We start from the raw sequence: 23,160 nt of genomic DNA on the forward strand, positions 1-23,160 counted from the left end.
CATCAACGGATCAACACGGGTGTTAGCCCGTGGAGCGGATAAGGCCGTGTTTTCTGGTGTGCGGTTTTTAGTTTGCCGCGTCCTGTAGTGTCTTCTCGAGAAGCTGTTCGGTGCTTTCGTGCCAGTTGAGCCATTTGTAGTCGGCTGGTACGAGTAACTCCTCGGGTATTCCTTCCTTTTCGATTTTTGTGATCTTGTTATACAGGTCGTCCGGTGATTCAAGATCAAAATAGCCGACGCGATTACCTCCGACTTCCCGGTGGATTGGTGTGTCGCTGACCATGACTGGCAGGCGATTGCTCAGTCCTTCGACAATCGGGAGTCCGAAACCTTCGACAATCGATGGGAAAAGCAGCATTTTGGCATGTTGGTAGCAATAGAATAATTCGTCATCGTTCAGATCATGCCAGTAATGCAAGTGCTTCCCGTTCTCCGGGTGCTGGTTGATGCGCTCCATGAGGGGCTCAACTTTCCATCCGGTCCTGCCAACAATAACCAGACTGACGTTGCTTCCTTGCTCCCACAGTCTGTCGAAGGCATCCAGCAAATAAGCATGGTTTTTACGTGGCTCGACAGTGGATACGATTAAATAGGCGGGCCGCTGTGCCATGACTTCGACGACGTCTTGTCGGACGTGAGAGGTGTCGGCGATCCGGTATTTGAAATCGGCGCCCAGATGAAAGAAATCGAATGCTTTTCCGTTGATCTGCTCGCCAAATTCCTTGAGCATGTAGGCGTGCAAGTCCTTCTGAACTGTTTGCGAGATTCCAATGTACTTGTCGACGTGTTCAAGCGAATCATGGAACCAGTTTTTGAATACGGTTGCCAGGAAGTTGTCGCAAAACTGCGGGTGCGTAATGGGAATGAGGTCGTAGATGACGGCTACGACCTTGACTCCTTTTTGCCTGGCTTTGGCAACGCTCGGCCAGATTTCTGAATACCACGTAGAGTCGAGTAACAATAAAATATCGTTGGTCTTGATAAGGCTGAAATTATCAGTTGTTCCGGAATTGTCCCGGCGTTTCAATAAATAGCGCATCGGACGCAGGGTCAGGTTGTCAACGATATAACCCAGGCCCATTTCATTGCGTGGTTTGAACAGAAAACGCCGAACTGCCGGGTGGTGCCCGCATATTGCCGCTACTAACTCACGAGATGCTATATAAACTGATCGAAGGTAGTTGGCTGCCTTGTAAATAAATGGCGTTGTTTCCTCGGCAGGAGAAGGGGGTTGAGGTGGCGGTGTTTGCGGATAAAGCTCTTCGATGGAGAGTGGCTGAAACTGTCCGCTTCCGATTTTGACGGGTTGAATCCGTAAATTCACACCGGGCGCAAGTTCCTCAAGATTCTCAATGACGCGGCGTACAACGCGTTGAATGCCTGTATTAAGGCCTACGTGCTCTGCAAGGTAAGAGCAATCAATATAAAGTGTTCTCATGCGAGCTTTTATTTCGTTGGAAGGATTGAGTACGCCGATGCGAGGTTACGGAATTCCTGTGAATAAATGAATCCGTCCAGAACTTCTCCGCGATTGGCGCCGCTGGCTATTTTGTCCAGCCAGTATTGCTTTCCTGTGTTGTCTGCCTGGCGATTGAAAAATGCACGATAAAGAATATCGACATATTCGTCGTTGTTTACTGCCTGATTCGTGAATTCCTGGCTGAAAATGAATCCTTGTGCGACTTCCGATCCAGAAGATATGCCTGTATTGAGTCGGTCAGTCCAGTCGTTAAGTCCGTGCGGGTCGGGTGTTCTGCCGAGAATGGTTTCGTAGAATCGGGTTACGAAGTCGGAGATATTGCTTGTTGACTGATTGAACTGGTAGCGGCCGACAGTAAAGTCGTTCACGACAGCTTCGCTCGGGGATGCCCAGCAGTATACGACGGACTGGTCTTTGGATGATGTTGTTCCCCCGCTGATAATGTCGATATGACCATCGTTGTCTACGTCTTTCGCAGCGGGGGAGCCTTTGAAAAATTGAAAGATGTATTCCATTTCGGTGGAACTGGATATTTGTGTCCCCGCATGATCAAGGATAACCATTTGAGCCCCTTGCGAATACAGAATTTCAAGCTTCGCGTCACCGTCGAGGTCGACGGCGATGGGGGCGCTGAAAATGGGGTTGTGGGCTGTGTTGTAGAAGGTTCGCGAAGGAGTGTTGAAGATCTCTTGTCCATAGCGATCCCATGCGTGGATATAACCATCGAGTGTCGCCGCGATGATTTCCAGACTACCATCATTATCAAGATCGGCAACGAGTGGTGTCGCAAACGTCTGTCCGTGTGTGCGAAGGGTGTATTTCAAACTGCCATCGTCTTCCCATACCTTGATATAAGACCCTCGTCCGTCATGGAAGAAGTTTCCTGTTCCGTAGATTATTTCCAGTTTTCCATCACCATCGATATCGGCAGTAACGGGGCTGCTCCATAATGCCTGCTCTTCATATTTTCCCCTGAGTTCAGTGTAGGAGGGGTTGCCTACAGGCTGATTGAAGCCCGGGAAATTCTGGGAGCCATCGGCTGAAATCACGTGAAAAATTCCGCCAGTGCTCGTTCGTGCGTCGGCGTTTGCCGTGATGTCCGCAGACACCAGGATCTCGAAAATGTTGTCGCCATTCAGATCAGCAATGCGTGGGGTGGACCATACCGTGTCGGCGAGATGAATTCTCTGTTCTTCTGCACCGGTTCTGCCGTCAAGTATCCAGGTGTTCTGATCCCAGCTGTTATAAATGACCTCCTTGACGCCATCTCTGTCGATGTCAAATACAACAGGCGATCCATAGACGCCGTCGGGTCTTCCATCGCCGGTGTTGGTACTACCGCCAATCACATCAAGGCTTTGGTGAAACCATTTGATATTGCCGTTGGCGTCAAGAGCGTAAATGCCGCCTTTGTCTCCAGGTTGTCCAACGACGGAGGCACCTGCTTCCCCTGTAGTGTCGGCACCAACCCCAATCACGATATCCGTGCTTCCATCACCGTCCAGATCAGAGAAAGACGGGGCTGTGCTCACTGATGTGGTTGTATAGGTTTTCCCGGTCTGGGAGTCCGGGCCGCTGATTGCCGGAAAACTGACCGACCACTTTATGGTCCCGTCATCCTCAAGACAGATCAGTCCGGCTGGGCGTGTTTCATTGAGTTGGGAATCAAGTGCTTTGCTTGTGCCGACAAAAATTTCCTCCTTCCCATCTTTGTCTATATCGTAAAGCGCTACGGAGACATCCCGAATCGGGCCAAAATCGAGTTGCGTTGACCAAGTGTTCTCCGGCAGGGTTACGGAGAGGTTGTAGTTTGACGTGGATGCTGCTGTCGGGAAGATTTTCAGGTAAAGAGTCTCGCTTTGCGAGGTTATGTAGCTAATGGTTTCGGTTCCTGCACTATAGTTTGCCGCTACTATTTGCATCTGCGAGTTGTACAGAACCATGTTGACGTCCGTGCCGGTGGCAGGCGTCATCACGAACTCCAGTGAGCCCGGGGTCGCCTCTATCGAGTACCAGTCATCCCCTTGCCCATTGATGGAGTAACTCCCGGTTGTGATTTCCTGTGCCAGTTCAACCGTGCTGTTTGGCTCGAAGCTTGCTGCAGTCTCATAGAGATACACGTTTCACTCCATCTTTTGCTGCGTTCATGGATTTTGTACATCCTGTTTCTTGGATGAAAGTTTAAGCGGGCGTTCCCGTCTGGGTAATTAGAATCCGATTTCTCTGTGTGCGAATTGGCGGTTCAGATTGGCCAATAATTGGTGATCTCTAGAGTTCATCAACCATTTCGCCTGCGCATCGTTTGTATAAATAAACCCCGGAGTAACAAAGCAGTAGTCCAATGGCTGCTGTCGGTATTAGTGAGGATGCGTCCGGGTGTTCGTTGTAAATGAAAATCAGATGGTATGCCTTTACCAGCGGTGTTAATGGATTGAGTTCAACTATTTTTAAAATTTGTTCGGGGAGGATTGAGTCAAGGTAGACTATTGGCGTGAGCCAAAACCAGAACTGCAACGAAACGCCCAGTAGTTGGCCAATGTCCCTGAAAAAAACATTTAACAATCCAAGTGTCACCCCTAGCCCTATAGAGAATATGAGTTGAACAAAAAGCGTCGGGAAGAAAGAAAGAAAGCTCCAGCCCGGAAAGTTGTTCGTAACTATTAAAAACAGGATGAATAGCACAAATACAATGGAGAAGTTGACGAGCGAACTTAGTGCGGCAGTAATCGGCAGACAGATTCTCGGGAAATTTATCTTTTTTATGAGGTTGGCGTTTTCTATAAATATGTTGCAAGTGCGGGATAGTGTTTCCGAGAAAAATCCCCAAGTCAGTATGCCGGAGCAAAGGTAGATGCTATAAGAAAATTCATTTTCCGTTCCGGGGAGTCTGGCCTTCATCAGGTTCGTGAAAATTAATGTATATACAAGAATCATTGCGAGGGGGTTGATGATCGCCCAGGCCGATCCAAGCATGGAGTTCATGTATTTTGCTTGAAAGTCCCTCTTTATGCTTTCGTATATAAAACCGCGGTACGCAATTATTCTTTTAATCATTTGTCGATCTTTTTTATGGGGAGCATCCAGCTGAATCAATAGATCGTGAATCTATCGAAGACAGGTGTCATGAAAATAAACGAGCGTACTTCTGATCTCCTTGCCGGCGATTTATCCGTTGTTTCTAGTTGGGGCAATCTGTGGTTTTTCGCGCAACCTTGTCTATTGCTTCTGCTCTATGGGGTTGGAGGGGGTGGGCTCTGCTGCCCAGCCTTCCTTCGCTCAAGGAGATTCGAGGCCTTGTCAGGCTTGAGAGCTTAATTGCGGCGAAACTCTCGCTCGTCGGGAGCGAGCGAGAGTTCTTTCAAGTAACGCTATCTCCTGTAGCTATGCGGCATCATGCTTTTGAAACGCGAGTGATGTCTGCTTCGACCATCATGACAATGAGCTGTTCGAGCTGTGTTTTGGCTGTCCATCCAAGTTTTGCATTCGCTTTTGCCGGATCGCCGAGCAGGATGTCGACCTCTGCCGGCCGGAAAAATGCCGGATCAATCACAAGGTGGTCGTTGATGTTGAGACCAACGTGGTTGAAGGCGATTTCGCACATCTCGCGAACTGTGGTCGTTTTGCCGGTTGCGATGACGTAGTCATCCGGCTTGTCCTGTTGGAGCATGAGCCACATGGCTTCGACGTAGTCGCCAGCAAAGCCCCAGTCGCGCTTTGCATCGATATTGCCGAGCCGGAGTTCCTTTTGTTTGCCAAGTTTGATACGGGCAACGGCATCGGTCACCTTGCGCGTAACGAATTCGATGCCGCGCAGTGGGGATTCGTGGTTGAAAAGAATGCCGCTACTGGCGTGGAGCTTGAAGCTTTCACGATAGTTCACGGTTAGCCAGTGGGCATAGAGTTTTGCGACACCGTAAGGGCTGCGGGGGTAAAACGGGGTGTTCTCATTCTGGCGCTCTGCCTGGATGAGGCCGAACATTTCGCTGGTTGATGCCTGGTAGAAGCGTGCGTCGGGGTTTACGAGGCGAACGGCCTCAAGCACGTTGGCGGCCCCCACGCCTGTGACGTTTGCGGTCAGCAGAGGCTGGGTCCAGGATGTTCCGACAAAACTTTGTGCGCCAAGGTTGTAAACTTCGTCGGCCTTGGATGCTTGGAAAGCGCGAATGATTGAGGAAAGGTCGGCGAGGTCGCCGTCAATCATCTGGACGTCGTTGTCAATCCCGAGTTCGCGGAGGCGCCAGAGATTGTCGGAGCTCCGACGCGCGTTCAGTCCGAATACGGCATATCCTTTCCCCAGCAAGAGTTTTGCGAGGTAGGCCCCGTCTTGTCCGGTTATTCCTGTGATCAGTGCGCTTTTTGTCATCTGTTGTCCTGAATGTTTGGGTTGGCCGCTGTTGGCAGGGTGGATTGTGCGTTAGGTCATGCTGGTGGATCTTGGAGGGGCAAGGGAGCGGTTTCCAAGGAATGAAATGACCAAAGCCGGGACCCCGAGCCCGAACCGAGGGATTATAATTCGAAGCTTGTTGCGATAAAAGTCCATTCATTCGGAATTATGACTGATTGATGGACTCGGTTTGCTTGGCGTCCGGCGGGGCTTTGCTTGTCAAGAGGAGTTGTTTGGTGCGTGGAAAAAAGGTACTGATAACAGGGGGAACAGGGTTTACGGGACGGCACCTTGTCCGGAATCTGGAAAGCGCAGGCTGTTCTGTCTTTTGTCTGGGTGATCATCCTGCGGACGTCCCGAATTTTTTCTTGGCCAGCATTCTCGATCGTGAGGCGTTGTCCAAGGTGGTTCGTGAGGTTCAGCCTGATTTCGTCGTGCATCTTGCGGCAATTTCTTTTGTCGCCCACGAAAATGTGAACGATATTTATGAAATAAATGTCATTGGCTCTCGAAATCTCCTGCATGTGTTGGCGGAGGAAGCGCCAAATGTGGAGTGCGTGTTGCTGGCAAGCAGTGCGAATGTTTACGGCAATTCTTCTGTGGAGGCGGTTAATGAGGCCGTGCCGCTATTGCCGGTGAATGATTATGCCGTGAGCAAGCTTGCGATGGAGTATGTGGCCCGTCTTTGGATGGGCCGCTTGCCGATTGTGATCGCGCGGCCCTTCAACTACACGGGGGTGGGGCAGTCTGCGAATTTCCTGTTGCCCAAGATCGTGGATCATTTCCGTAGAGGCGCCAGAGAAATCGAGCTCGGCAATCTGGATGTGGCGCGGGATTTTTCCGATGTGCGGATGGTTACGGCGGCCTATTGCGATTTGTTGAAGGCCGCGCCTGCGGGAGAGGTGTTCAATGTCTGCTCCGGCGTGGCCTACAGTCTGCAGGATGTGCTGGATATGATGGCGGAAATTGCCGGCTATCGTATTCGCGTAACGGTGAATCCGGCATTCGTTCGGAGCAATGAGGTAAAAATGTTGCGGGGCGACAACGCGAAACTTGTGTCGGCCATTGGCGCCTTGAAGTCGCGCCCCCTGAAAGAAACGCTTGCCTGGATGTATAGCGGAGAAGAGATTTGAGGGTTGGTTACGGTGTTTCGGTCCTGTCTCGTGGGCTTCAGACGGGCGGTGTGGATGGTATTGGCACGTATACACGGGAATTGGCCAAAGGGCTGTTGGCGATTCCCGATGTGGATCTGCGGCCGGTCGCCTTTGGTCTATCTACGGAACAGGTCGTCGAGGCTGGAAAAGCCGGCTTGTCACTGCCGCGTTATGCCGGAATGGCAGCAATGTCTGCCATTACTCCATTTCCATTCATCGGGCATTCGGCTCTCAAAAAGCAGGTGGATTTGTTCCATGCCACGGATCACCTGATTCCGCGGTTGCCCGGCGTGCCCGTATTGGCAACGATCATGGATGCGATTCCGCTTTCTCATCCGGAATGGGTGCGCTTGAATTATCGTGCGCTGAAAACCTGGTTGTGGCGCCGTGCGGGCCAGTGGGCGGATCATGTAGTCACCATTTCCGAGTATTCGAAGCAGGATATCGTCGAGCAGTTTGCGATTCCTCCCGAACGGGTTAGCGTTGTTCCGTTGGGCGTCGATCAGCGTTATTTTGAGAAGATCGACGAAGAGAATAAGGCCGGCGTTCTGAAGAAACTGGGGCTTCCATCGAGGTTTTTCCTGTTTATCGGCACGCTGCAACCGCGCAAGAACGTTGAACGCGTGATCGATGCGCATGCCACGCTGCCTTTGGAAGTTCAGCAGGAATTTCCGATGGTTGTCGTTGGCCGCGCGGGGTGGTGTGTCGATGCGTTGCTGGAGAAACTGCAACGTGCAGAGGCCGGTGGTACCGTTCGCTGGTTGAAGTATTTGCCGGACTATGAAGCCAGGGCGTTGTTGCAAAGTGCTTGCGCTTTGGTGTTTCCCTCTTTGTATGAGGGCTATGGGCTTCCTGTAGTGGAGGCCTTTGCCTCGCGGCTGCCTGTAATCACGTCAAATACGACGGCGTTGCCGGAGGTTGCCGAGGGGGCGGCGTTGATGGTCAATCCGCTGGATATTGAAGAAATCGGCCATGCCATGCGGCGGATCGTCGATGACGCTGAGTTGGCCGGAGAGCTGCGTGAGAAGGGATTTGTTCGGGCCAGAGAAGCAACGTGGGCGGCTTGCGCGGACAAAACTGCTAAGCTCTACCGTCAGTTGATTTCCGGCGCGTGAAATGCAGGTTTTACACGTTTACAAGACTTATTTTCCGGACCCGCCGGGTGGCCTTCAGGAAGCCATTCGGCAATTTTGCATGGCGACGGAGAAGCTTGGGGTAGCAAATACTATTTTTACCTTGTCCCCCAGTCCTGACCCGAAAGAACTGATTCGTCCAGAGGCCAAGGTTGTAAGGGGGCGATCGTTTATGGTGCCCGCTTCGTGTGATTTGGGTGGTCCGGCGGACGCACGTCTGTTTGCAAGCCTGGCGAAGCGGGCCGATGTCTTGCACTATCAGTTTCCGTGGCCATTTGCCGATTTACTGCATTTGCTGGTGCGGCCCGAGGTTCCGGCCGTTCTGACCTATCATTCCGACATCATTCGCCAGCGCTGGCTCGGTGCGATCTATGCCCCGTTGATGTGGCGCATGTTGCGTAGCGTGCAGGTCATTGTGGCAACGTCCCCGAATTATGCGCAATCCAGTCCGGTGCTTTCGCATCCGTCGATTCGCGATAAGGTACGCGTGATTCCTTTGGGAATAGATGAGCAGACTTATCCTGCCGAAGGCGACGAATCGATCCTGCAGAAACTCGAGCTGGAAGACGGGCAGCCCTATTTTTTGTTTATTGGCGTTCTGCGTTATTACAAGGGCTTGCACACGCTGATCGAAGCGGCGACGCGGATAAAGGCAAAAATAGTTATTGCCGGTTCGGGGCCGGAACGGGAGAGGCTGGTTAAACAGGCGCAAGAGTTGGGGGCGGTTAATGTCGTCTTCGCCGGGCAGGTTTCGAACCGGGAAAAGGTCAGCCTGCTGAAAAAATGCGCAGCTCTGGTCTTGCCATCACATTTGCGGTCGGAAGCATTTGGCATGGTGCTGGTGGAGGCGGCAATGTTTGGCCGGCCGCTGATTTCCTGCGAGATGGGATCGGGTACCACTTTTGTGAACGCACATGAAGAAACCGGCTTCGCTGTGCCACCTGAAAGTCCGCAAGCATTAGCTCAAGCCATGCAATTCTTGCTTGAAGAAGGTCTTGCCAACAAAATGGGCCTGGCCGCGCGGCAGCGTTATGAAAGGCTTTTCTCCGGGAATGCTTTAGGCCAGGCTTACGCCGCACTGTACAAGGATGTGCTTTCCCATGGCTAAGCGCTCCCCGAAAGACTGGGGAATATGTTTGCCGGTACGGCTAGGGGGCCATGGCCAGCAATTTCCGAATTCGACATGTCGGCAAAATTAGGCTTCGCGGCCAACTACATCAGCAAAATTTATATTGCGCTGGTCGGCATTGCCATCGTGCCGCTCTATGTGCGCTACATGGGCGCAGAGGCCTATGGTCTTGTTGGCTTCTTTGCCATGCTTCAATCGTGGCTCTTGCTGCTCGATATGGGGCTTTCCCCCATGTTCTCCAGGGAATTGTCACGATATAAGGCGGGTGCCATGTCGACGCTAGAAGCAATGGCGCTCCTGCGCAATCTTGAGTGGTTTTTTGGTGCGCTGGCTGTGGTTTGCTCTGTTGCCGTAGTTCTTGTGAGCGACTGGATCGCGTCATCGTGGCTTGAGTTTTCTTTGCTTCCCCATGGCGAAGTTGTTTTTTGTATTTCGGTGATGGGGGTAATGGTCGGGCAGCGATGGCTGATCTCGGCCTATTCCAGCGGCTTGATCGGGCTGGACCGCCAACTCTCAATCAGTGCGGCGGCCGTTGCCGTGGCAACGCTGCGTAGTTTGGGTGTGTTGGTCGTTCTGCGTTTTATTTCCATTCGGCCCGCGGCGTTCTTTGCCTACCAACTATTGGTCGTGATTTTTGAATGCTGGCTTAATCGATGGCTGCTCGGTCGTTCAATTCCCAAGGTCAGGGTAAGTTTCTGGCCATCCTGGGGCGCTGTGTTGAAGCCGCATGTGCCCTTTGCGCTACGCATGGCCTACCTTTCATTGGTGTGGAGCGCAATCATGCAGACCGACAAGCTTCTTTTGTCGCATTGGCTGCATCTTGAGGAATACGGTTATTTCAGCGTCGCGGTCACCGCTGCCAATGGCATCATCTTGATGTTTTTTCCCTTTGGTCAAGCGTTGCAGCCCAGGATAACCATGCTGGCGGCGCAGGGGCAGTGGGCCGGTATGGCTGATCTGTATCGATTGGGAACCCAGTTTGCGGCAGCTCTACTCATGTCTGCGGCGGGGGTGATGGTTTTCCTGGCCGAACCGTTGTTGCTGACGTGGACAAATAATGCCGATCTCGCGGCGCAAGCGGCGCCGGTGCTTGCGCTGTATGCAATGGGTAACGCGGCGTTTGCTTTGCATAACCTGGCCTTCCAGGTCCAGTTTGCCAAAGGGATTACTCGTTGGCAGGGGATTGGTTCGTCGGTCTTTGCGGTGGCGTGGCTCCCTATTCTGGCCGTCGTGGCTTATCGATATGGGGCCGTAGGTGCGGGATGGGTCTGGCTGGTTGGAAATGCCTTGTTCCTTCTGTTCTGGGTGACCTTCGCTCATGGCAAGGTCGCTCCGGAGATCAAATGGCGTTGGTTGTTCGAGGATGTTTTGTCGGTTGCGGCGGTCGCGTTGTTGTCTTGCCTGTTGACCAAGACGTTTGTCTTCACGTCGCACGGACGCGTGGAGGATGCGGCATTTCTAGTGATGACCGGCGCCATCAGCGTGTTTCTGGGGCTGTTGGCAGGCAGCAAGACTCGTTCCTGGCTATGGACGCAGGTGGTTTTGGCGCGAGCCCGGTTTTTTGCGACGTGACATCGGAAATGCATTTGGGTGATGAAGGGCATGGGATGGCTGTATTGGTGACAGGAGCCAACGGCTTCGTCGGACGCGCTCTGTGTGCCGAATTGCTGAAACGTGCCATTCCGTTACGCGCCTTGGTACGGGGGGGGGCGGATTTTGATCTTGATTGCGAAGTCGCGAAAATTGCGGATTTCGTATCCGGCCCAGACTTGGTGGGGGCGTTTGCGGATATAACGACGGTTATTCATCTTGCCGCCCGTGTCCATGTGATGCACGAGAGCGCGGTCGACCCGTTGGCGGAATTCCGCCGGGTGAATGTGTTCGGGACCGAGAGGCTGGCCCGGGCAGCGGTGGCGTCCGGCGTAAGGCGTTTTGTTTTCGTCAGCTCGGTCAAGGTGAATGGGGAAGGCACGGAAGGTCGAGAGCCGTTCTCGGAAGGCGATCAGCCAATGCCGCAAGATCCCTATGGTGTCTCAAAATTCGAGGCCGAGCAGGCATTGCATCGGGTGGCCGCGGAAACAGGTCTTGAGGTCGTTATTGTGCGTCCGCCGCTTGTCTATGGACCGAACGTAAAAGGTAACTTCGCGACGATGCTGAAGGTGCTCAGGCGGGGCCTTCCGTTGCCTCTGGCTTCCGTCAAGAACTCGCGGAGTCTGATTTATGTCGCCAATCTGGCCGACGCGTTGATCACCTGTGCGACGCACCCGGCCGCTGCCGGGCAGACTTATCTGGTGAGCGATGGAGAGGATGTTTCGACGCCGGATCTGCTGCGCGGGTTGGGGGGCGCGATGGGATGTCCGGCGCGATTGCTGCCGTGCCCCGTTGGATTGTTGCGGTTGGGTGGGCGTGTGTTCGGAAAGTCGGGGCAACTTGATCGCCTGCTGGGTTCTCTGCGCGTCGATAGCGGCAAAATTCGTCATGATCTTGGCTGGAGGCCGCCGTATTCTCTGCAGCAAGGGCTGCAGGCTTCGGTGCGGACCTGAGCGGTTTGGAGGAAGGGTGAAGCGCGCATTTGATCTTGTGTTGGGCCTCGTGGCCTTGGCGTTCCTGTGGTTGCCGATTATCGTTGTTGCTGCGCTGGTGCGGCTGACTTCTCCGGGGCCGGCCTTGTACTGGTCCGACCGGGTTGGCCGAAACAACCGGATTTTCAAAATGCCCAAGTTTCGCAGCATGCGGACCGGTACTCCGGCGGTGGCGACGCATCTGCTCAAGGATCCGGCCAGCCATCTGACGCCGATAGGCTCCTTCCTGCGGCGAACCAGCCTCGACGAACTGCCCCAGTTGTGGAGCATCCTGAAGGGCGACATGAGTTTCGTCGGCCCTCGCCCGGCGCTGTTCAACCAGCAGGATTTGATCGACCTGCGCACGCAATACGGCGTTCACGAGCTGACGCCAGGATTGACCGGCTGGGCGCAGATCAATGGCCGCGATGAGTTGCCGATTCCGGAAAAGGTGGCGCTCGATGTCGAATATTTGCAGCGTCGCTCCTTCTGGTTCGACTGCCTCATCATCTGGAGAACGGCCATCAAGGTTGTGAAGCGCGACGGTGTTTCGCACTGATCATGCTTTGGTGATCAAGTAGAATGCACGGTTCGCCTCACGCCTGAGGCCCGTCTTATCATTCCCCGATGAATCCCGTTCTCGTCGCCAAGCGTTTTCTTGCCGTTATCTACGACCTTTCCGCCTTGGTCGTGTGCTGGTTCCTTGCCTACTGGCTGCGTTTCAATCTGGATATTCCCGGGCCGTTCCTTGCCGGAGGGGCGGAAGCCTTGCTGCTGGTGCTGGCCGTTCATGCGCCGGCCTACTGGCTTTTTGGTCTGTACCGGGGGATCTGGCGCTACGCGAGCCTGATGGATTTGCGCCGCATCATCGTTGCCGTTGCTGTGGCGGCGGTTGGCGTGGGAGCGGCCGTTTTCATGTTCCAGAAAACCTCCGTGCCCCGCTCGGTGCTGATCCTGCACCCGATTCTTCTGGTGTTCGCCATGGGCGGCGGCCGCTTTACCTACCGGGCGTGGCGCGACCGCGCTTTGTACGGGCGGATGATGCTGGTCGGCGAACCGGTGCTGGTGCTCGGTTCCGGCGATGGCGCGGATCGGTTGCTTCGCGAGTTGGTGTTCTCGCCGGACTGGTGCGTGGTCGGGCTGTTCGGGTCGGAGAGCCGGCGTGTCGGTCATGAACTGCACGGGGTGAAAGTCCTCGGGCTGATCGACGACCTGCCGAAATGGGCGGACAAGCTGTCGGTCAGGAAAGCCATCGTGGCGATGCCGGAAGCTTCGCAGGTGCGCCGCCGTCACGCGATGGAAGTGGCCGTGCAGGCGGGCCTCTCGGTGCTGACGGTGCCGAGTCTCGATGACATGCTGTCCGAGAAGGTAAGCATTTCCCAGGTTCGTCAGGTCCAGCTCGAAGACTTGCTCGGGCGCGAGGCGGTTCGGCTCGACAATGCCGGTTTGCGCGACTGGCTCGGCGAACACGTGGTGCTGGTGACCGGAGCGGGGGGGTCGATCGGTTCGGAGCTGGCGCGGCAGATCGCGCAGTTCAGGCCGCGTTTGCTGGTGCTGTTCGACATTTCGGAGTTCGCGCTCTATCAGGTCGAACAGGAGTTCCAGCGTCGTTTTTCGGCCTTGCCGATTGCCTGCGTCGTGGGTGACGTGAAGGACGTCGAGTCTCTGGAACGGGTGTTCCAGACGCACCGTCCGTCGATTGTTTTCCATGCGGCGGCGTACAAGCATGTGCCGCTGATGGAGGGGGAGAACGCCTGGCAGGCGGTGCGCAATAACGTGTTGGGTTCGAAGCGGCTGGCCGAGGCGGCGCAGCGGTATGGCGTCGAAAAAATGGTGCTGATTTCGACCGACAAGGCGGTCAATCCGACGAACGTCATGGGCGCGACCAAGCGACTGGCCGAGCGGGTGCTTGGCGGGATGCAGCAGGCGGGCGGGACGCGCTTCGTTACGGTCCGTTTCGGCAACGTGCTTGGCAGCAACGGCTCCGTTATCCCGAAATTCCGCGAGCAGATCGCCCGGGGTGGCCCGGTGACGGTGACGCATCCGGAGATCATCCGCTATTTCATGCTGATCCCCGAGGCGGCGCAGTTGGTGCTGCAGGCGGGGCTGATGGGACAGGGCGGCGAAATTTTCGTGCTGGAAATGGGCGAGCCGATCAGGATCGCCGATCTGGCGCGCGACATGATCCGCCTCTCCGGTTTTTCCGAGGACGAGATCAGGATCGAATACACCGGGTTACGGCCGGGCGAGAAGCTCTACGAGGAATTGCTGACGGACAGCGAACGGACGCTGCCCACGCCCCATGACAAGCTGCGTGTTGCCCAGGCCGAAGCGGCCCCGCCGGCCGATTGGCGGGCCGAACTCGACCATTGGCTCGGGCAGCCGGCGCCGGCAAGCGCGAACGAATTGAAACGGCACCTGCAACGATTCGTGCCGGAGTACGCGCCGCAACTGCAATGAATCGGGGGAAAGCATGCATATTCTCGTAACCGGCGGCACCGGCTTCATCGGATCGCACACCTGTGTCGCGCTGCTCGAAGGCGGGCACGAGGTTTCCATCGTCGATAACCTCTCCAACAGCCGGCGCGATGTCGTTGAGCGTGTGGCCCAGATTGCCGGTCGTGCTCCCGTCTTTTTCGAGGGCGATGTCCGTGACCGGTCGCTGTTGCGGCAGATTTTTGAGAAAAAGCGGGTCGATGCGGTCATCCATTTCGCCGGCCTGAAGGCGGTCGGCGAGTCGGTGGCGCAGCCGCTGCGTTACTACGACTGGAACGTCGGCGGGACGATTGCGCTGTGCGAAGCGATGGCTGAAGCGCATGTGAAAACGCTGATCTTCAGCTCGTCGGCGACCGTGTATGGCGATCCGGCTTCGGTGCCGATCCGCGAGGATTTTCCGCGCTCGGCGACCAATCCCTACGGCGCCAGCAAGCTGATGATCGAGGATATTCTGGCGGACCTCGCCAAGGCCGATGCGGAATGGCGGATTGGCCGCCTGCGCTATTTCAACCCGGTCGGCGCGCATGAAAGCGGCCTGATCGGCGAGACGCCGAGCGGCATTCCGAACAACCTGATGCCCTACGTGGCGCAGGTGGCGTGCGGACAGCGCGAGCGGTTGAGCGTTTTCGGCAACGACTATCCGACGCCGGACGGGACGGGCGTGCGCGATTACATCCACGTCGTCGATCTGGCCGAGGGGCATGTGGCGGCGCTCGATTACCTGCGGCGGCACGAGGGCATGCTGACGGTGAATCTGGGCACGGGGCGCGGTTATTCGGTTCTCGAAATGGTGCGGGCGTTCGAAAAGGCCAGCGGTCGGCCGGTGCCCTATCAGATTGTGGCCCGCCGTCCCGGCGACGTCGCGGCCTGCTATGCGGATACGTCGCTGGCGGAAAAGCTGCTTGGCTGGCGGGCCAGGCGGGGGATCGATGAGATGTGTCGGGATGCGTGGGGGTGGGAATGTGCTAATCGCCCGGTGGTTTAATCGCCCAGCGGAGCTGGGCTCCTACATGGGGGCGCGAACCGGCCGTAGGAGCACAGCTTTGCTGCGCGATTGATTGACACAAGGATTCGACATGACCGATGCCCCGCATGGATGCAATCTCCGTCGCGGACGTGTCTCTCTGCCCGGTCAGGTTTATTTCGTGACGATGGTCTGTAAAGACAGGCGGTCACATTTTGCTGGCTTTGCCGCCGCGCGTTGCGCGGTGAGCGCCTTGCACGGCGATGCCGTTGCTGTCCTTGCTGATACACTGGCCTTCGTCGTCATGCCCGATCATGTGCACTGGTTGATGCTGTTGAAGGAAGGCGCGGGGCTGGGCGAGACTGTATGGCGTTTCAAGGTGAAGGTTAGTCTGGCGATCGGCGGTCGAATTTGGCAGCGTGGTTTTCACGATCACGCGTTGCGGCGCGATGAGGATGTGGTGACGGTGGCGCGTTATGTGGTTGCCAATCCGATGCGCGCCGGGCTGGTTCGGAAGGTTGGGGATTATCCGCATTGGGATGCGGTGTGGGTGTGAGCTCGGGAAAAATGCCCAGCGGAGCTGGGCTCCTACGCGGAGCTCAGACGGTAGGAGCGCAGCTTTGCTGCGCGAAACGGGATACAAACAAATGGCTACCTACGCGATCGGTGACATTCAGGGCTGTTTTGGCGCGTTCATGCGCTTGCTTGAGCATTGTGCATTTGATGCCACAAAGGACCGGCTCTGGCTGGTGGGCGATCTCGTCAATCGCGGGCCGCGTTCGCTCGAAACGTTGCGCTTCATCCGCGACCTCGGGCCGGCGGCGATTACCGTCCTCGGCAACCATGACCTGTCGCTGCTGATGGCGGGGGAAGGCTTCGGCAAGCGCGGCAAGGGCGATACGTTCGACGACATCCTGAGTGCGCCGGATCGTGACGAGTTGCTGTTCTGGCTGCGTCACCAGCCGCTCTGTCACGTCGAAGACAACTTCTGTCTGGTGCACGCCGGGCTGTTGCCGCAATGGACGGTGTCGGAAGCGCGGGCGCTGGCGGCCGAGGTCGAAGCGGCGCTGGTGGCTCCCGATTGGCGCGAGTTCATGGCGCAGATGTGGGGCAGCGAGCCGGCGATGTGGAAGGACAGCCTCGTCGGCTGGCCGCGTTTGCGCGTGATCGTCAATGCCATGACGCGCATGCGTTTCTGCACGCCGCTCGGCGTCATGGATTTCAAGACCAAGGGCGAGGTGTACAAGGCGCCGCCCGGGCATCTGCCGTGGTTTGAGGTGCCGGGCCGGCGCAGTGCCGATTCCGTGCTGGTAACCGGGCACTGGTCGGCGCTGGGCCTGAAGATTCTGCCGAACCTCTTGGCGATCGATTCCGGCTGCCTGTGGGGCGGGCCGCTGACGGCGATCAGGCTGGAAGACCGGGCGATTTTTCAGGTGCTGGCGCTGCCGGAAGAAATCCGTTCCTGGTAGCGAGGATGTCGGCGATGGCGCGGTGGGCGGCGAGCGAGACTTCCCGCCGCGTCCGCTCCGTCGTGGCGATCGGCGCGGTCGGTTGCAGGCGCACGGTCAGCGAGTGGCTGGAAAGAATCGCCAGCAGGCATTCCTTGAGGGTGGTGTCGCCGGCGTAGGCCGGGGTCGTACTGATCCGGCCTGATTCATCGTGGTAGGAAATGGCGACCGGCAGCACCGGGTGGCCGGTTTCGACGGCCGGTTGCAGCAAGGCGGCATGAAAACCCAGGAGATGCGTGCCGTCGGTCGTCGTGCCCTCGGGAAACAGCGCTACATCCCGTCCTGCCGTGAGCAGGGCGTCGATCTGTCCATTCACCGTTTTGGCGTGTCCGCGGCTTCCGCGTTGCAGGAAGACGGTGTCGTTGCGCGCCGCCAGCCAGCCGATCAACGGCCATTGGCGCACTTCGGCCTTGGCGATGAAGGCGGCCGGGCGCACGGCATTGAGCGCGAAGATGTCGAGCCAGGAAACGTGATTGGCAACGATCAGGTTGCCGGGCGGGATGCCGTCGAGCGGCGCGTCGAGCCGGATCGCGAGGATATCGAGCAAGCGGCGCGACCAGCGCCGCTTGAGGCGCAGGCGCTGTTCCGGCGCGAGCAGCGGGAAAACGGCGATCACGCAGATGATCGCCCAGATGATATGCAACGCCAGTCGCGCGCCGCGAAAGAACCGGAGCGGGAGTGGCGTTGGCGTCATTACCACGGCGCGTAGCCGAAGGCCTGTGCGAATTTGTCGGCGATCTCCTGGCGGCTCGGCTGGTGATTCTGGCCGCCGCGGCTGGCGATCTTGATGGCGCCCATGACGGAAGCGAGCTGCCCGGCTTTTTCCCAGCCCCAGCCCTGCTGGATGCCGTAGAGCAGGCCGGCGCGATAGGCGTCGCCGCAGCCCGTCGGGTCGACGACCTGGTCCGCTTCGACGCAGGGAATCCGGATGCGGTGGTCGCCGGCGTAAATCTCCGAACCGGCCGCGCCGCGCGTCACGATCAGGGCCTCGACCAGCCCGGCGAGTTGGGCGATGGACAGGCCCGTGCGTTCGCAGAGCATTTTGGCTTCATAGTCGTTGAAGCAGGCGCAGGTAGCCTGCTGCATGAAGGCCAGCAGTTCGTCGCCGGAGAACATCGGCATGCCCTGGCCCGGGTCGAAGATGAAGGGAATTTCCGCGTTGGCGAGGTCGGCCGCGTGCTGCAGCATGCCTTCACGGCCGTCCGGGGCGACGATGGCCAGCGTCGCGCCATCGACGTCACCCACCCGGTTCTGGTGCGAAAGGCTCATTGCCCCGGGGTGGAAGGCGGTGATCTGGTTGTCGTCGAGGTCGGTGGTGATGAAGGCTTGCGCCGTGAAGTTGCCGGCGACGTGGCGGACGTGCGCACGCGATAGGCCGAGATCGTCGAGGCGCGCCAGATAGGGCGGCGCATCGTCGCCGACGGTGGCCATGATCAGCGGATCGCCGCCGAGCAGCTGGAGGTTGTAGGCGATGTTGCCGGCACAGCCGCCGAATTCGCGCCGCATCTCGGGCACCAGAAAGGCGACGTTCAGGATGTGGATCTGGTCGGGCAGGATGTGGTTCTTGAAGCGATCGCGAAAGACCATGATGTTGTCGTAGGCGATCGAACCGCAGATGAGTGTGGTCATGGGAAGGGCTCGAAAAAATGTCCGAAGGATGAGTCGGGAGAGGTAGCCTCAGGGATAAAAAACGTACAGTCGGTAACCGGAAGCTTCGACTTCCCTGGCTTCGATCCAGAGGCGGATGGCGATGTCGGTATTGGCCGGGAATGCCTTGGTCGGGGCGAGTTTGGCCGGCAGGTAGTCGGCAGGGGCGAACACGCGCCGGGCGATCGGCTCGTCCGCCGTGTCGGTGAGCGCGAGTTCCAGCACCGGGTAGGCCATTTCGTGCTTGGCGCTGTTGCGCAACGTCGCGGTGAGGAGCAGTCGGTTGCCGTGGGCCGGATCCGTTTGCAGGTCGGAGGTTTCGATGCTGACCTGCTGGGCATCGCGCGGCAGCGGGATGTCGGCGCCGAACAGGCGGGAGAAACCGGCCAGCGCCGGGCGCAGAGCGGGTGCCGAAAGTGCGATCTCGGTCCGGAAGTGGAAGGCGAGCTGTCCCGCCAGCGCCAGTACGAGCAGCACTGTGGCCAGCGTGAATGGCCAGCGGACAACTTTCTCGGCCGCCAGTCCTGCCGGAGGGGGCATGACGCCTTCCGACCATTTGCTGTAACCGGGAATTTCCGTCGTGTCGCGTGGCACGATGAGGCCGTTGGCTTTGCCGAGTTCCTCTAGTTCGGTCGCGCTGAGCGGGGTTTCCTGATTGTCGCCTTCCCGCTGGGTTTCCGGCTCGATTTCATCACCGGTTCCATTCCCGGTTTCATCGCCGGGATGGGATTCTTCCTTGGCCGATACGGCGGGACTCGCGAAAGCCACCTCTTCGTCGACAGGCGCGAAAGACATGGTCGGTTCCGTCTTCTCAGGCGGTTCGCTGAGTTCGATGTCCGGGAAGTCGGCCGCCGGTTCGGGGGCAGGGTAGCTGTGCTCCTCCGGCGCGGGGAAAACGTCGGCGGGCGGGGCCGGCTGCGTGATGGTGGCTACGGGGGCGACGGGTCTAGCGGCCGGCTCCTCGTCGAGCAGGTAATCGAGGGCGTTGAAGACGTGGCTGCATTGTCCGCACCGGACTTTTCCCGCACGCGCCTTGAGTTGTTCCGGGGTGACGCGGAACGTGGTCTGGCATTCGGGGCAGCGCGTCTTCATCGGTCAGTTCTCCTAGCGGGTTCCGGCCAGACAAACCCAGCCGTCGCGGGTGTCGGCGATGGTCAGCGGAATGTACGGCGCGTAGGCGGCGACCAGTTCTTCGGCCTGTTCTTCCAGAATGCCGGAGAGCGCCAGCTGGCCGCCGGGCCGCACATGCGAGCAGATGGCCGGGGCGAGCGCCTTGAGCGGATTGGACAGGATGTTGGCGACGACAAGGTCGAACTGGCCTTCGATTTCACTGGCGGAGTCGGCGAAGCGGGCGCTGACCTCGTTGCGCTCGGCGTTGCTGATCGCCGCGCTGACCGCTTGCCGGTCGATATCGACGCCGAGCACGTCGCGCGCGCCGAGCTTGGCGGCGGCGATGGCGAGAATGCCCGAGCCGCAGCCGTAGTCGAGCAGCGAGACGCCCGGCGTGACGGTGCGTTCGAGCCATTCGAGGCAGAGCCGGGTGGTCGGGTGCGAGCCGGTGCCGAAGGCCATGCCGGGATCGAGCACGAGCACGATGGCCTCGGGGTCGGGCGCTTCGTGCCACGAGGGCACGATCCACAGCCGGTCGGAGACGCGGATCGGGTCGAACTGCGACTGGGTGAGCTGGACCCAGTTCTGCTCCTCGACTGTTTCGTGGGTGTAGGGCGGGATTTCGGTAAGGCCGATGGCGGCGGCGCAGGCTTCCAGCAGTTCATCGACGTCGGTGTCTGCTTCGAGCAGGGCGACGACGCGCGAGCGATCCCAACCGGGCGTGGTGATCGAGCCGGGTTCGCCGAATTGCGGTTTTTCTTCCGGCGTGCCGGCGTCGGCGTCTTCGATGCTGGCCGAAAGGGCGCCGGCGTCAAGCAGGGCGTCGGCGAGCGCGTCGGCGTGTTCGCAGCCGGTTTCGATGGTGATGGATTGCCAGGTCATGGTTTTACTTTTCTTTCTTGACTTCGCTCTGGGCGGCGAGCTTGTTTTCGAGATAGTGGATGTTAATGCCACCTTCGACGAAATTGGCATCCTGCAACAATTCCTGATGCAGCGCGATGTTCGTCTTGATGCCTTCGATGCTCATTTCCGACAAGGCGATGCGCATGCGGCGGATGGCCTGGTCGCGCGTGTCGCCGTAGGCGATGACCTTGGCGACCATCGAATCGTAATGCGGCGGCACGGTGTAGCCCTGATAAATGTGCGAATCGACGCGGATGCCGGGGCCGCCGGGCGGGTGATACAGCGTGATCTTGCCGGGAAATGGCACGAACGTGTAGGGATCTTCGGCGTTGATGCGGCATTCGATGGCGTGGCCGCGGAAGTTGAGATCGCGTTGCCGGAAGCGGAGTTTCTCGCCGGCGGCGACGCGGATTTGTTCCTGCACGATGTCGATGCCGCTGATCATTTCGGTGACCGGGTGTTCGACCTGAACGCGCGTGTTCATCTCGATGAAGTAGAACTCGCCGTTCTCGTAAAGAAATTCGAAGGTGCCGGCGCCGCGGTAGTTGATGCGCCGGCAGGCCTCGGCGCAACGCTCGCCGATGCGCGCGATGTGGCGGGCCGGAATGCCAGGGGCCGGAGCTTCCTCGATGATCTTCTGGTGGCGGCGCTGCATCGAGCAGTCGCGCTCGCCGAGATAGACGGCGTTCTTGTAGCTGTCGGCGAGCACCTGGATTTCCACGTGGCGGGGATTTTCCAGGTACTTTTCCATATAGACGTTGGCGTTGCCGAAGAAGTTGAGCGCTTCGGTGCGCGTCATCGTCACCGCGTTGAGCAGTGCCGCTTCGGTGTGCACGACGCGCATGCCGCGCCCGCCACCGCCGCCGGCGGCCTTGATGATTACCGGATAGCCGATGGTCTTGGCGATGCGGAGGATTTCCTTCGGATCTTCCGGCAGGCCGCCTTCGGAGCCCGGCACGCACGGTACGCCGGCCGCCTTCATGGCGTCCTTGGCCGACACCTTGTCGCCCATCAGGCGGATGGTTTCGGGACGCGGGCCGATGAACACGAAGCCGGACGATTCGACGCGCTCGGCAAAGTCGGCGTTCTCGGAAAGAAAGCCGTAGCCGGGGTGGATCGCCTGCGCATCGGTAACTTCGGCCGCCGAAATGATCGCCGGGACGTTGAGATAGCTCTGATTGGACGGGGCAGGGCCGATGCAGACCGATTCGTCGGCCAGCTTCACGTATTTGGCTTCGCGGTCGGCCTCGGAGTGGACGACGACCGTCTTGACGCCCAACTCGCGGCAGGCGCGCTGGATGCGTAGCGCGATTTCGCCGCGATTGGCGATGAGGACTTTTCCGAACATGGCGGAATCCTCCTTCAGCCGACGATGAAGAGGGGTTCGCCGTATTCGACCGGCTGGCCATTTTCGACCAGGATGGCCTTGATGGTGCCGGCGCAGTCGGATTCGATCTCGTTGAGCAGTTTCATGGCTTCGATGATGCACAGCGTGTCGCCGGTCTTGACCGTGCTGCCGAGTTCGACGAACGGGTCGGAGCCGGGGCTGGCCGAACGGTAGAAGGTGCCGACCATCGGTGATTTGACGACCTGGCCTTCCGGCGTTTTCGGCGCTTCGCTCGCTTCCGGCGTTGTCGAGGGCGCGGCGGCGCCGACGTTGGCCGGGGCGGCCGGCAGGGTGATGGCCGGGGCCTGCGGCATCATGATGGTCTGTTGTGCGGCGTTGGCCGAATGCTTGGCGATCCGGACCTTTTCTTCGCCCTCGGTGACTTCGAGTTCGGTGATGCCCGATTCCTCGACCAGATCGATCAGCTTCTTTAGTTTGCGAAGATCCATGAATTTGCCTCCTCGAAGGTGCGTGGTAAGCCGTCAGACCCGTGGTCGGCGGCTGGAGTTCGTCGTGAGCGGTGTTGCGTAGTTATTGGCAACGGTTGTGGATGGAATGCCCGTTGCGGAAAGGATGTGAAGTTTGCACGTTGCAAGTGAATCGCGGCAGTTTGCCGCACTTGGCCGCTTTTTGTCCAGCAACGACCATTGTGGCCGGTTTTCCCGGAAAAGCAAATTGAGAACCGGTTTTGAAGCCGCTACTCTCCTGCCGCAAGCATTTTCCGGAGCGCATCGAGGCGTGCGCGCTGGCGCACCCGGCCGTCGCGCGTCTTGAGCGTGACGCGCTCTTCGTGCGGTGGGTAAACGATCAGGTTGATGTCTGCCTCCTCGCCGTGCAGGGTGAGTACCGCTTCGGCGCGGTCGGTGCGCGGCTCGCTGTGGCTGAAGTCGAGGCGCTGGTTGAGCAGGAAGATTTCGACGTCCTTGGCGCTGTCGGTGAATAGCTGGATGTCGATGTCGGCGTAGCGGCCAGCGGTTCCGTCGAGAACCGAGCCGGTGAGATAAGGGTTGAATCGTTGCAGAATGGCCATCACTTCGGCCGCTTTTCGCCGAAGAAGCGTTATTCGCTCGGCGTGTTCGTCGCCGTGAAACAGCCGCTGGATCAGGCGCAATTCGGACTCGATCTCGGCGTTTTCGGGCAGGCGCGTGTTTTCCGGCAGGCCGAGGCTTTGCACGGCCTTGCGCTTCGCCTGGGCATAATCCGTGACGCCCTCTTCGGCCATCAATCGCGCGGCGGCGGAGGCGATCAGTTGTCGTTGGTGCAGGCTGTTCGTACTTTCGTGGCGGCGCGGCATGTTTGATATC

21 protein-coding genes are annotated in these 23,160 nt (G+C 58.2%); 10 read left to right on the forward strand and 11 right to left on the reverse strand.

The genetic code is table 11. The features are described from left to right. Positions 1–67: 67 nt before the first annotated feature. The 4 genes from GH659_RS08205 to gmd all read right to left on the reverse strand — a co-directional run bounded on the left by GH659_RS08205 (position 68) and on the right by gmd (position 5,843). Entirely contained in the window at positions 68–1,438 is a 1,371-nt protein-coding gene (locus GH659_RS08205; protein ID WP_153110919.1) for a glycosyltransferase family 4 protein, read from the reverse strand. Positions 1,439–1,446: 8 nt separating this feature from the next. Next, positions 1,447–3,600 (reverse strand): DUF4214 domain-containing protein, encoded by a 2,154-nt coding sequence (locus GH659_RS08210; protein WP_153110920.1) that lies wholly within the window; start codon positions 3,598–3,600, stop codon positions 1,447–1,449. A 148-nt stretch (positions 3,601–3,748) separates the two neighbouring features. After that, entirely contained in the window at positions 3,749–4,534 is a 786-nt protein-coding gene (locus GH659_RS08215; protein ID WP_153110921.1) for an ABC transporter permease, read from the reverse strand. 337 nt (positions 4,535–4,871) lie between these two features. Then, positions 4,872–5,843 (reverse strand): GDP-mannose 4,6-dehydratase, encoded by a 972-nt coding sequence (gmd, locus tag GH659_RS08220; protein ID WP_153110922.1) that lies wholly within the window; start codon positions 5,841–5,843, stop codon positions 4,872–4,874. 257 nt (positions 5,844–6,100) lie between these two features. Here gmd and GH659_RS08225 point away from each other — a divergent pair, with 257 nt between their 5' ends. The 10 genes from GH659_RS08225 (at position 6,101) to GH659_RS08270 (ending at position 16,770) form a co-directional block, all read left to right on the forward strand. Further along, positions 6,101–6,997, forward strand: coding sequence for an NAD-dependent epimerase/dehydratase family protein (locus tag GH659_RS08225; protein ID WP_246167780.1), 897 nt, complete (start codon positions 6,101–6,103; stop codon positions 6,995–6,997). Continuing rightward, positions 6,994–8,133: a glycosyltransferase family 4 protein gene (locus GH659_RS08230; protein ID WP_153110923.1), complete on the forward strand. Its 1,140-nt coding sequence runs from the start codon at positions 6,994–6,996 to the stop codon at positions 8,131–8,133. Before GH659_RS08225 ends, GH659_RS08230 begins: the two co-directional genes overlap by 4 nt. 1 nt (position 8,134) lies before the next feature. Continuing rightward, positions 8,135–9,259: a glycosyltransferase gene (locus GH659_RS08235; RefSeq protein ID WP_153110924.1), complete on the forward strand. Its 1,125-nt coding sequence runs from the start codon at positions 8,135–8,137 to the stop codon at positions 9,257–9,259. 24 nt (positions 9,260–9,283) lie between these two features. Further along, positions 9,284–10,852 carry a lipopolysaccharide biosynthesis protein gene (locus tag GH659_RS08240; RefSeq protein WP_170285846.1) on the forward strand — a complete coding sequence of 523 codons (1,569 nt, stop codon included), beginning with the start codon at positions 9,284–9,286 and terminating at the stop codon, positions 10,850–10,852. A gap of 47 nt (positions 10,853–10,899) precedes the next feature. Continuing rightward, positions 10,900–11,823, forward strand: coding sequence for a UDP-glucose 4-epimerase family protein (locus GH659_RS08245; protein ID WP_246167781.1), 924 nt, complete (start codon positions 10,900–10,902; stop codon positions 11,821–11,823). Beyond that, a complete protein-coding gene (locus tag GH659_RS08250; protein ID WP_246167782.1) occupies positions 11,759–12,400 on the forward strand; it encodes a sugar transferase in 642 nt (213 codons plus the stop codon). Before GH659_RS08245 ends, GH659_RS08250 begins: the two co-directional genes overlap by 65 nt. Before the next feature lie 68 nt (positions 12,401–12,468). Next, the gene (locus GH659_RS08255; protein WP_153110927.1) at positions 12,469–14,301 is read left to right on the forward strand and encodes a polysaccharide biosynthesis protein; all 1,833 of its coding nucleotides are present in this window, start codon (positions 12,469–12,471) and stop codon (positions 14,299–14,301) included. 13 nt (positions 14,302–14,314) lie between these two features. Then, the gene (gene galE / locus GH659_RS08260; RefSeq protein ID WP_153110928.1) at positions 14,315–15,322 is read left to right on the forward strand and encodes a UDP-glucose 4-epimerase GalE; all 1,008 of its coding nucleotides are present in this window, start codon (positions 14,315–14,317) and stop codon (positions 15,320–15,322) included. 91 nt (positions 15,323–15,413) lie between these two features. After that, entirely contained in the window at positions 15,414–15,857 is a 444-nt protein-coding gene (locus GH659_RS08265; protein WP_153110929.1) for an REP-associated tyrosine transposase, read from the forward strand. A gap of 91 nt (positions 15,858–15,948) precedes the next feature. After that, on the forward strand, positions 15,949–16,770 hold the full coding sequence (locus tag GH659_RS08270) for a symmetrical bis(5'-nucleosyl)-tetraphosphatase (protein WP_153110930.1): 822 nt from the start codon (positions 15,949–15,951) through the stop codon (positions 16,768–16,770). Here the strand turns inward: GH659_RS08270 and GH659_RS08275 are convergent. The 7 genes from GH659_RS08275 to GH659_RS08305 form a co-directional block, all read right to left on the reverse strand. Then, complete coding sequence (locus GH659_RS08275) at positions 16,706–17,503, reverse strand: lysophospholipid acyltransferase family protein (protein WP_153110931.1); 798 nt, start codon at positions 17,501–17,503, stop codon at positions 16,706–16,708. The two genes, GH659_RS08270 and GH659_RS08275, sit on opposite strands and share 65 nt — an antisense overlap. Further along, positions 17,503–18,438 carry a carbohydrate kinase family protein gene (locus GH659_RS08280; RefSeq protein WP_153110932.1) on the reverse strand — a complete coding sequence of 312 codons (936 nt, stop codon included), beginning with the start codon at positions 18,436–18,438 and terminating at the stop codon, positions 17,503–17,505. Before GH659_RS08280 ends, GH659_RS08275 begins: the two co-directional genes overlap by 1 nt. A 48-nt stretch (positions 18,439–18,486) precedes the next feature. After that, positions 18,487–19,548, reverse strand: a complete 1,062-nt coding sequence (locus GH659_RS08285; RefSeq protein WP_153110933.1) for a DUF3426 domain-containing protein — start codon at positions 19,546–19,548, stop codon at positions 18,487–18,489. Between the two features lie 12 nt (positions 19,549–19,560). Beyond that, positions 19,561–20,448 carry a 50S ribosomal protein L11 methyltransferase gene (gene prmA, locus GH659_RS08290; protein ID WP_153110934.1) on the reverse strand — a complete coding sequence of 296 codons (888 nt, stop codon included), beginning with the start codon at positions 20,446–20,448 and terminating at the stop codon, positions 19,561–19,563. A 4-nt stretch (positions 20,449–20,452) separates the two neighbouring features. After that, entirely contained in the window at positions 20,453–21,817 is a 1,365-nt protein-coding gene (accC, locus tag GH659_RS08295; protein WP_153110935.1) for an acetyl-CoA carboxylase biotin carboxylase subunit, read from the reverse strand. A 14-nt stretch (positions 21,818–21,831) separates the two neighbouring features. Beyond that, positions 21,832–22,305 (reverse strand): acetyl-CoA carboxylase biotin carboxyl carrier protein, encoded by a 474-nt coding sequence (gene accB / locus GH659_RS08300; RefSeq protein WP_153110936.1) that lies wholly within the window; start codon positions 22,303–22,305, stop codon positions 21,832–21,834. Positions 22,306–22,553: 248 nt separating this feature from the next. Further along, entirely contained in the window at positions 22,554–23,150 is a 597-nt protein-coding gene (locus GH659_RS08305) for a hypothetical protein (RefSeq protein WP_153110937.1), read from the reverse strand. Between the last annotated feature and the right edge of the window lie 10 nt (positions 23,151–23,160).

Origin of the sequence: Propionivibrio limicola, assembly GCF_009469695.1 — a bacterium.
Lineage (GTDB): Bacteria > Pseudomonadota > Gammaproteobacteria > Burkholderiales > Rhodocyclaceae > Propionivibrio > Propionivibrio limicola.

Excerpts from the sequence above, each read along its gene's own strand:
- GH659_RS08205 (WP_153110919.1), bottom strand. The coding sequence starts at position 1,438 with ATGAGAACACTTTATATTGATTGCTCTTACCTTGCAGAGCACGTAGGC.
- GH659_RS08215 (WP_153110921.1), bottom strand. The coding sequence starts at position 4,534 with ATGATTAAAAGAATAATTGCGTACCGCGGTTTTATATACGAAAGCATA.
- gmd (WP_153110922.1), bottom strand. The coding sequence starts at position 5,843 with ATGACAAAAAGCGCACTGATCACAGGAATAACCGGACAAGACGGGGCC.
- GH659_RS08235 (WP_153110924.1), top strand. The coding sequence starts at position 8,135 with ATGCAGGTTTTACACGTTTACAAGACTTATTTTCCGGACCCGCCGGGT.
- GH659_RS08240 (WP_170285846.1), top strand. The coding sequence starts at position 9,284 with ATGTTTGCCGGTACGGCTAGGGGGCCATGGCCAGCAATTTCCGAATTC.
- GH659_RS08250 (WP_246167782.1), top strand. The coding sequence starts at position 11,759 with ATGATCTTGGCTGGAGGCCGCCGTATTCTCTGCAGCAAGGGCTGCAGG.
- GH659_RS08255 (WP_153110927.1), top strand. The coding sequence starts at position 12,469 with ATGAATCCCGTTCTCGTCGCCAAGCGTTTTCTTGCCGTTATCTACGAC.
- galE (WP_153110928.1), top strand. The coding sequence starts at position 14,315 with ATGCATATTCTCGTAACCGGCGGCACCGGCTTCATCGGATCGCACACC.
- GH659_RS08265 (WP_153110929.1), top strand. The coding sequence starts at position 15,414 with ATGACCGATGCCCCGCATGGATGCAATCTCCGTCGCGGACGTGTCTCT.
- GH659_RS08270 (WP_153110930.1), top strand. The coding sequence starts at position 15,949 with ATGGCTACCTACGCGATCGGTGACATTCAGGGCTGTTTTGGCGCGTTC.
- GH659_RS08275 (WP_153110931.1), bottom strand. The coding sequence starts at position 17,503 with ATGACGCCAACGCCACTCCCGCTCCGGTTCTTTCGCGGCGCGCGACTG.
- GH659_RS08280 (WP_153110932.1), bottom strand. The coding sequence starts at position 18,438 with ATGACCACACTCATCTGCGGTTCGATCGCCTACGACAACATCATGGTC.
- GH659_RS08285 (WP_153110933.1), bottom strand. The coding sequence starts at position 19,548 with ATGAAGACGCGCTGCCCCGAATGCCAGACCACGTTCCGCGTCACCCCG.
- prmA (WP_153110934.1), bottom strand. The coding sequence starts at position 20,448 with ATGACCTGGCAATCCATCACCATCGAAACCGGCTGCGAACACGCCGAC.
- accC (WP_153110935.1), bottom strand. The coding sequence starts at position 21,817 with ATGTTCGGAAAAGTCCTCATCGCCAATCGCGGCGAAATCGCGCTACGC.
- accB (WP_153110936.1), bottom strand. The coding sequence starts at position 22,305 with ATGGATCTTCGCAAACTAAAGAAGCTGATCGATCTGGTCGAGGAATCG.
- GH659_RS08305 (WP_153110937.1), bottom strand. The coding sequence starts at position 23,150 with ATGCCGCGCCGCCACGAAAGTACGAACAGCCTGCACCAACGACAACTG.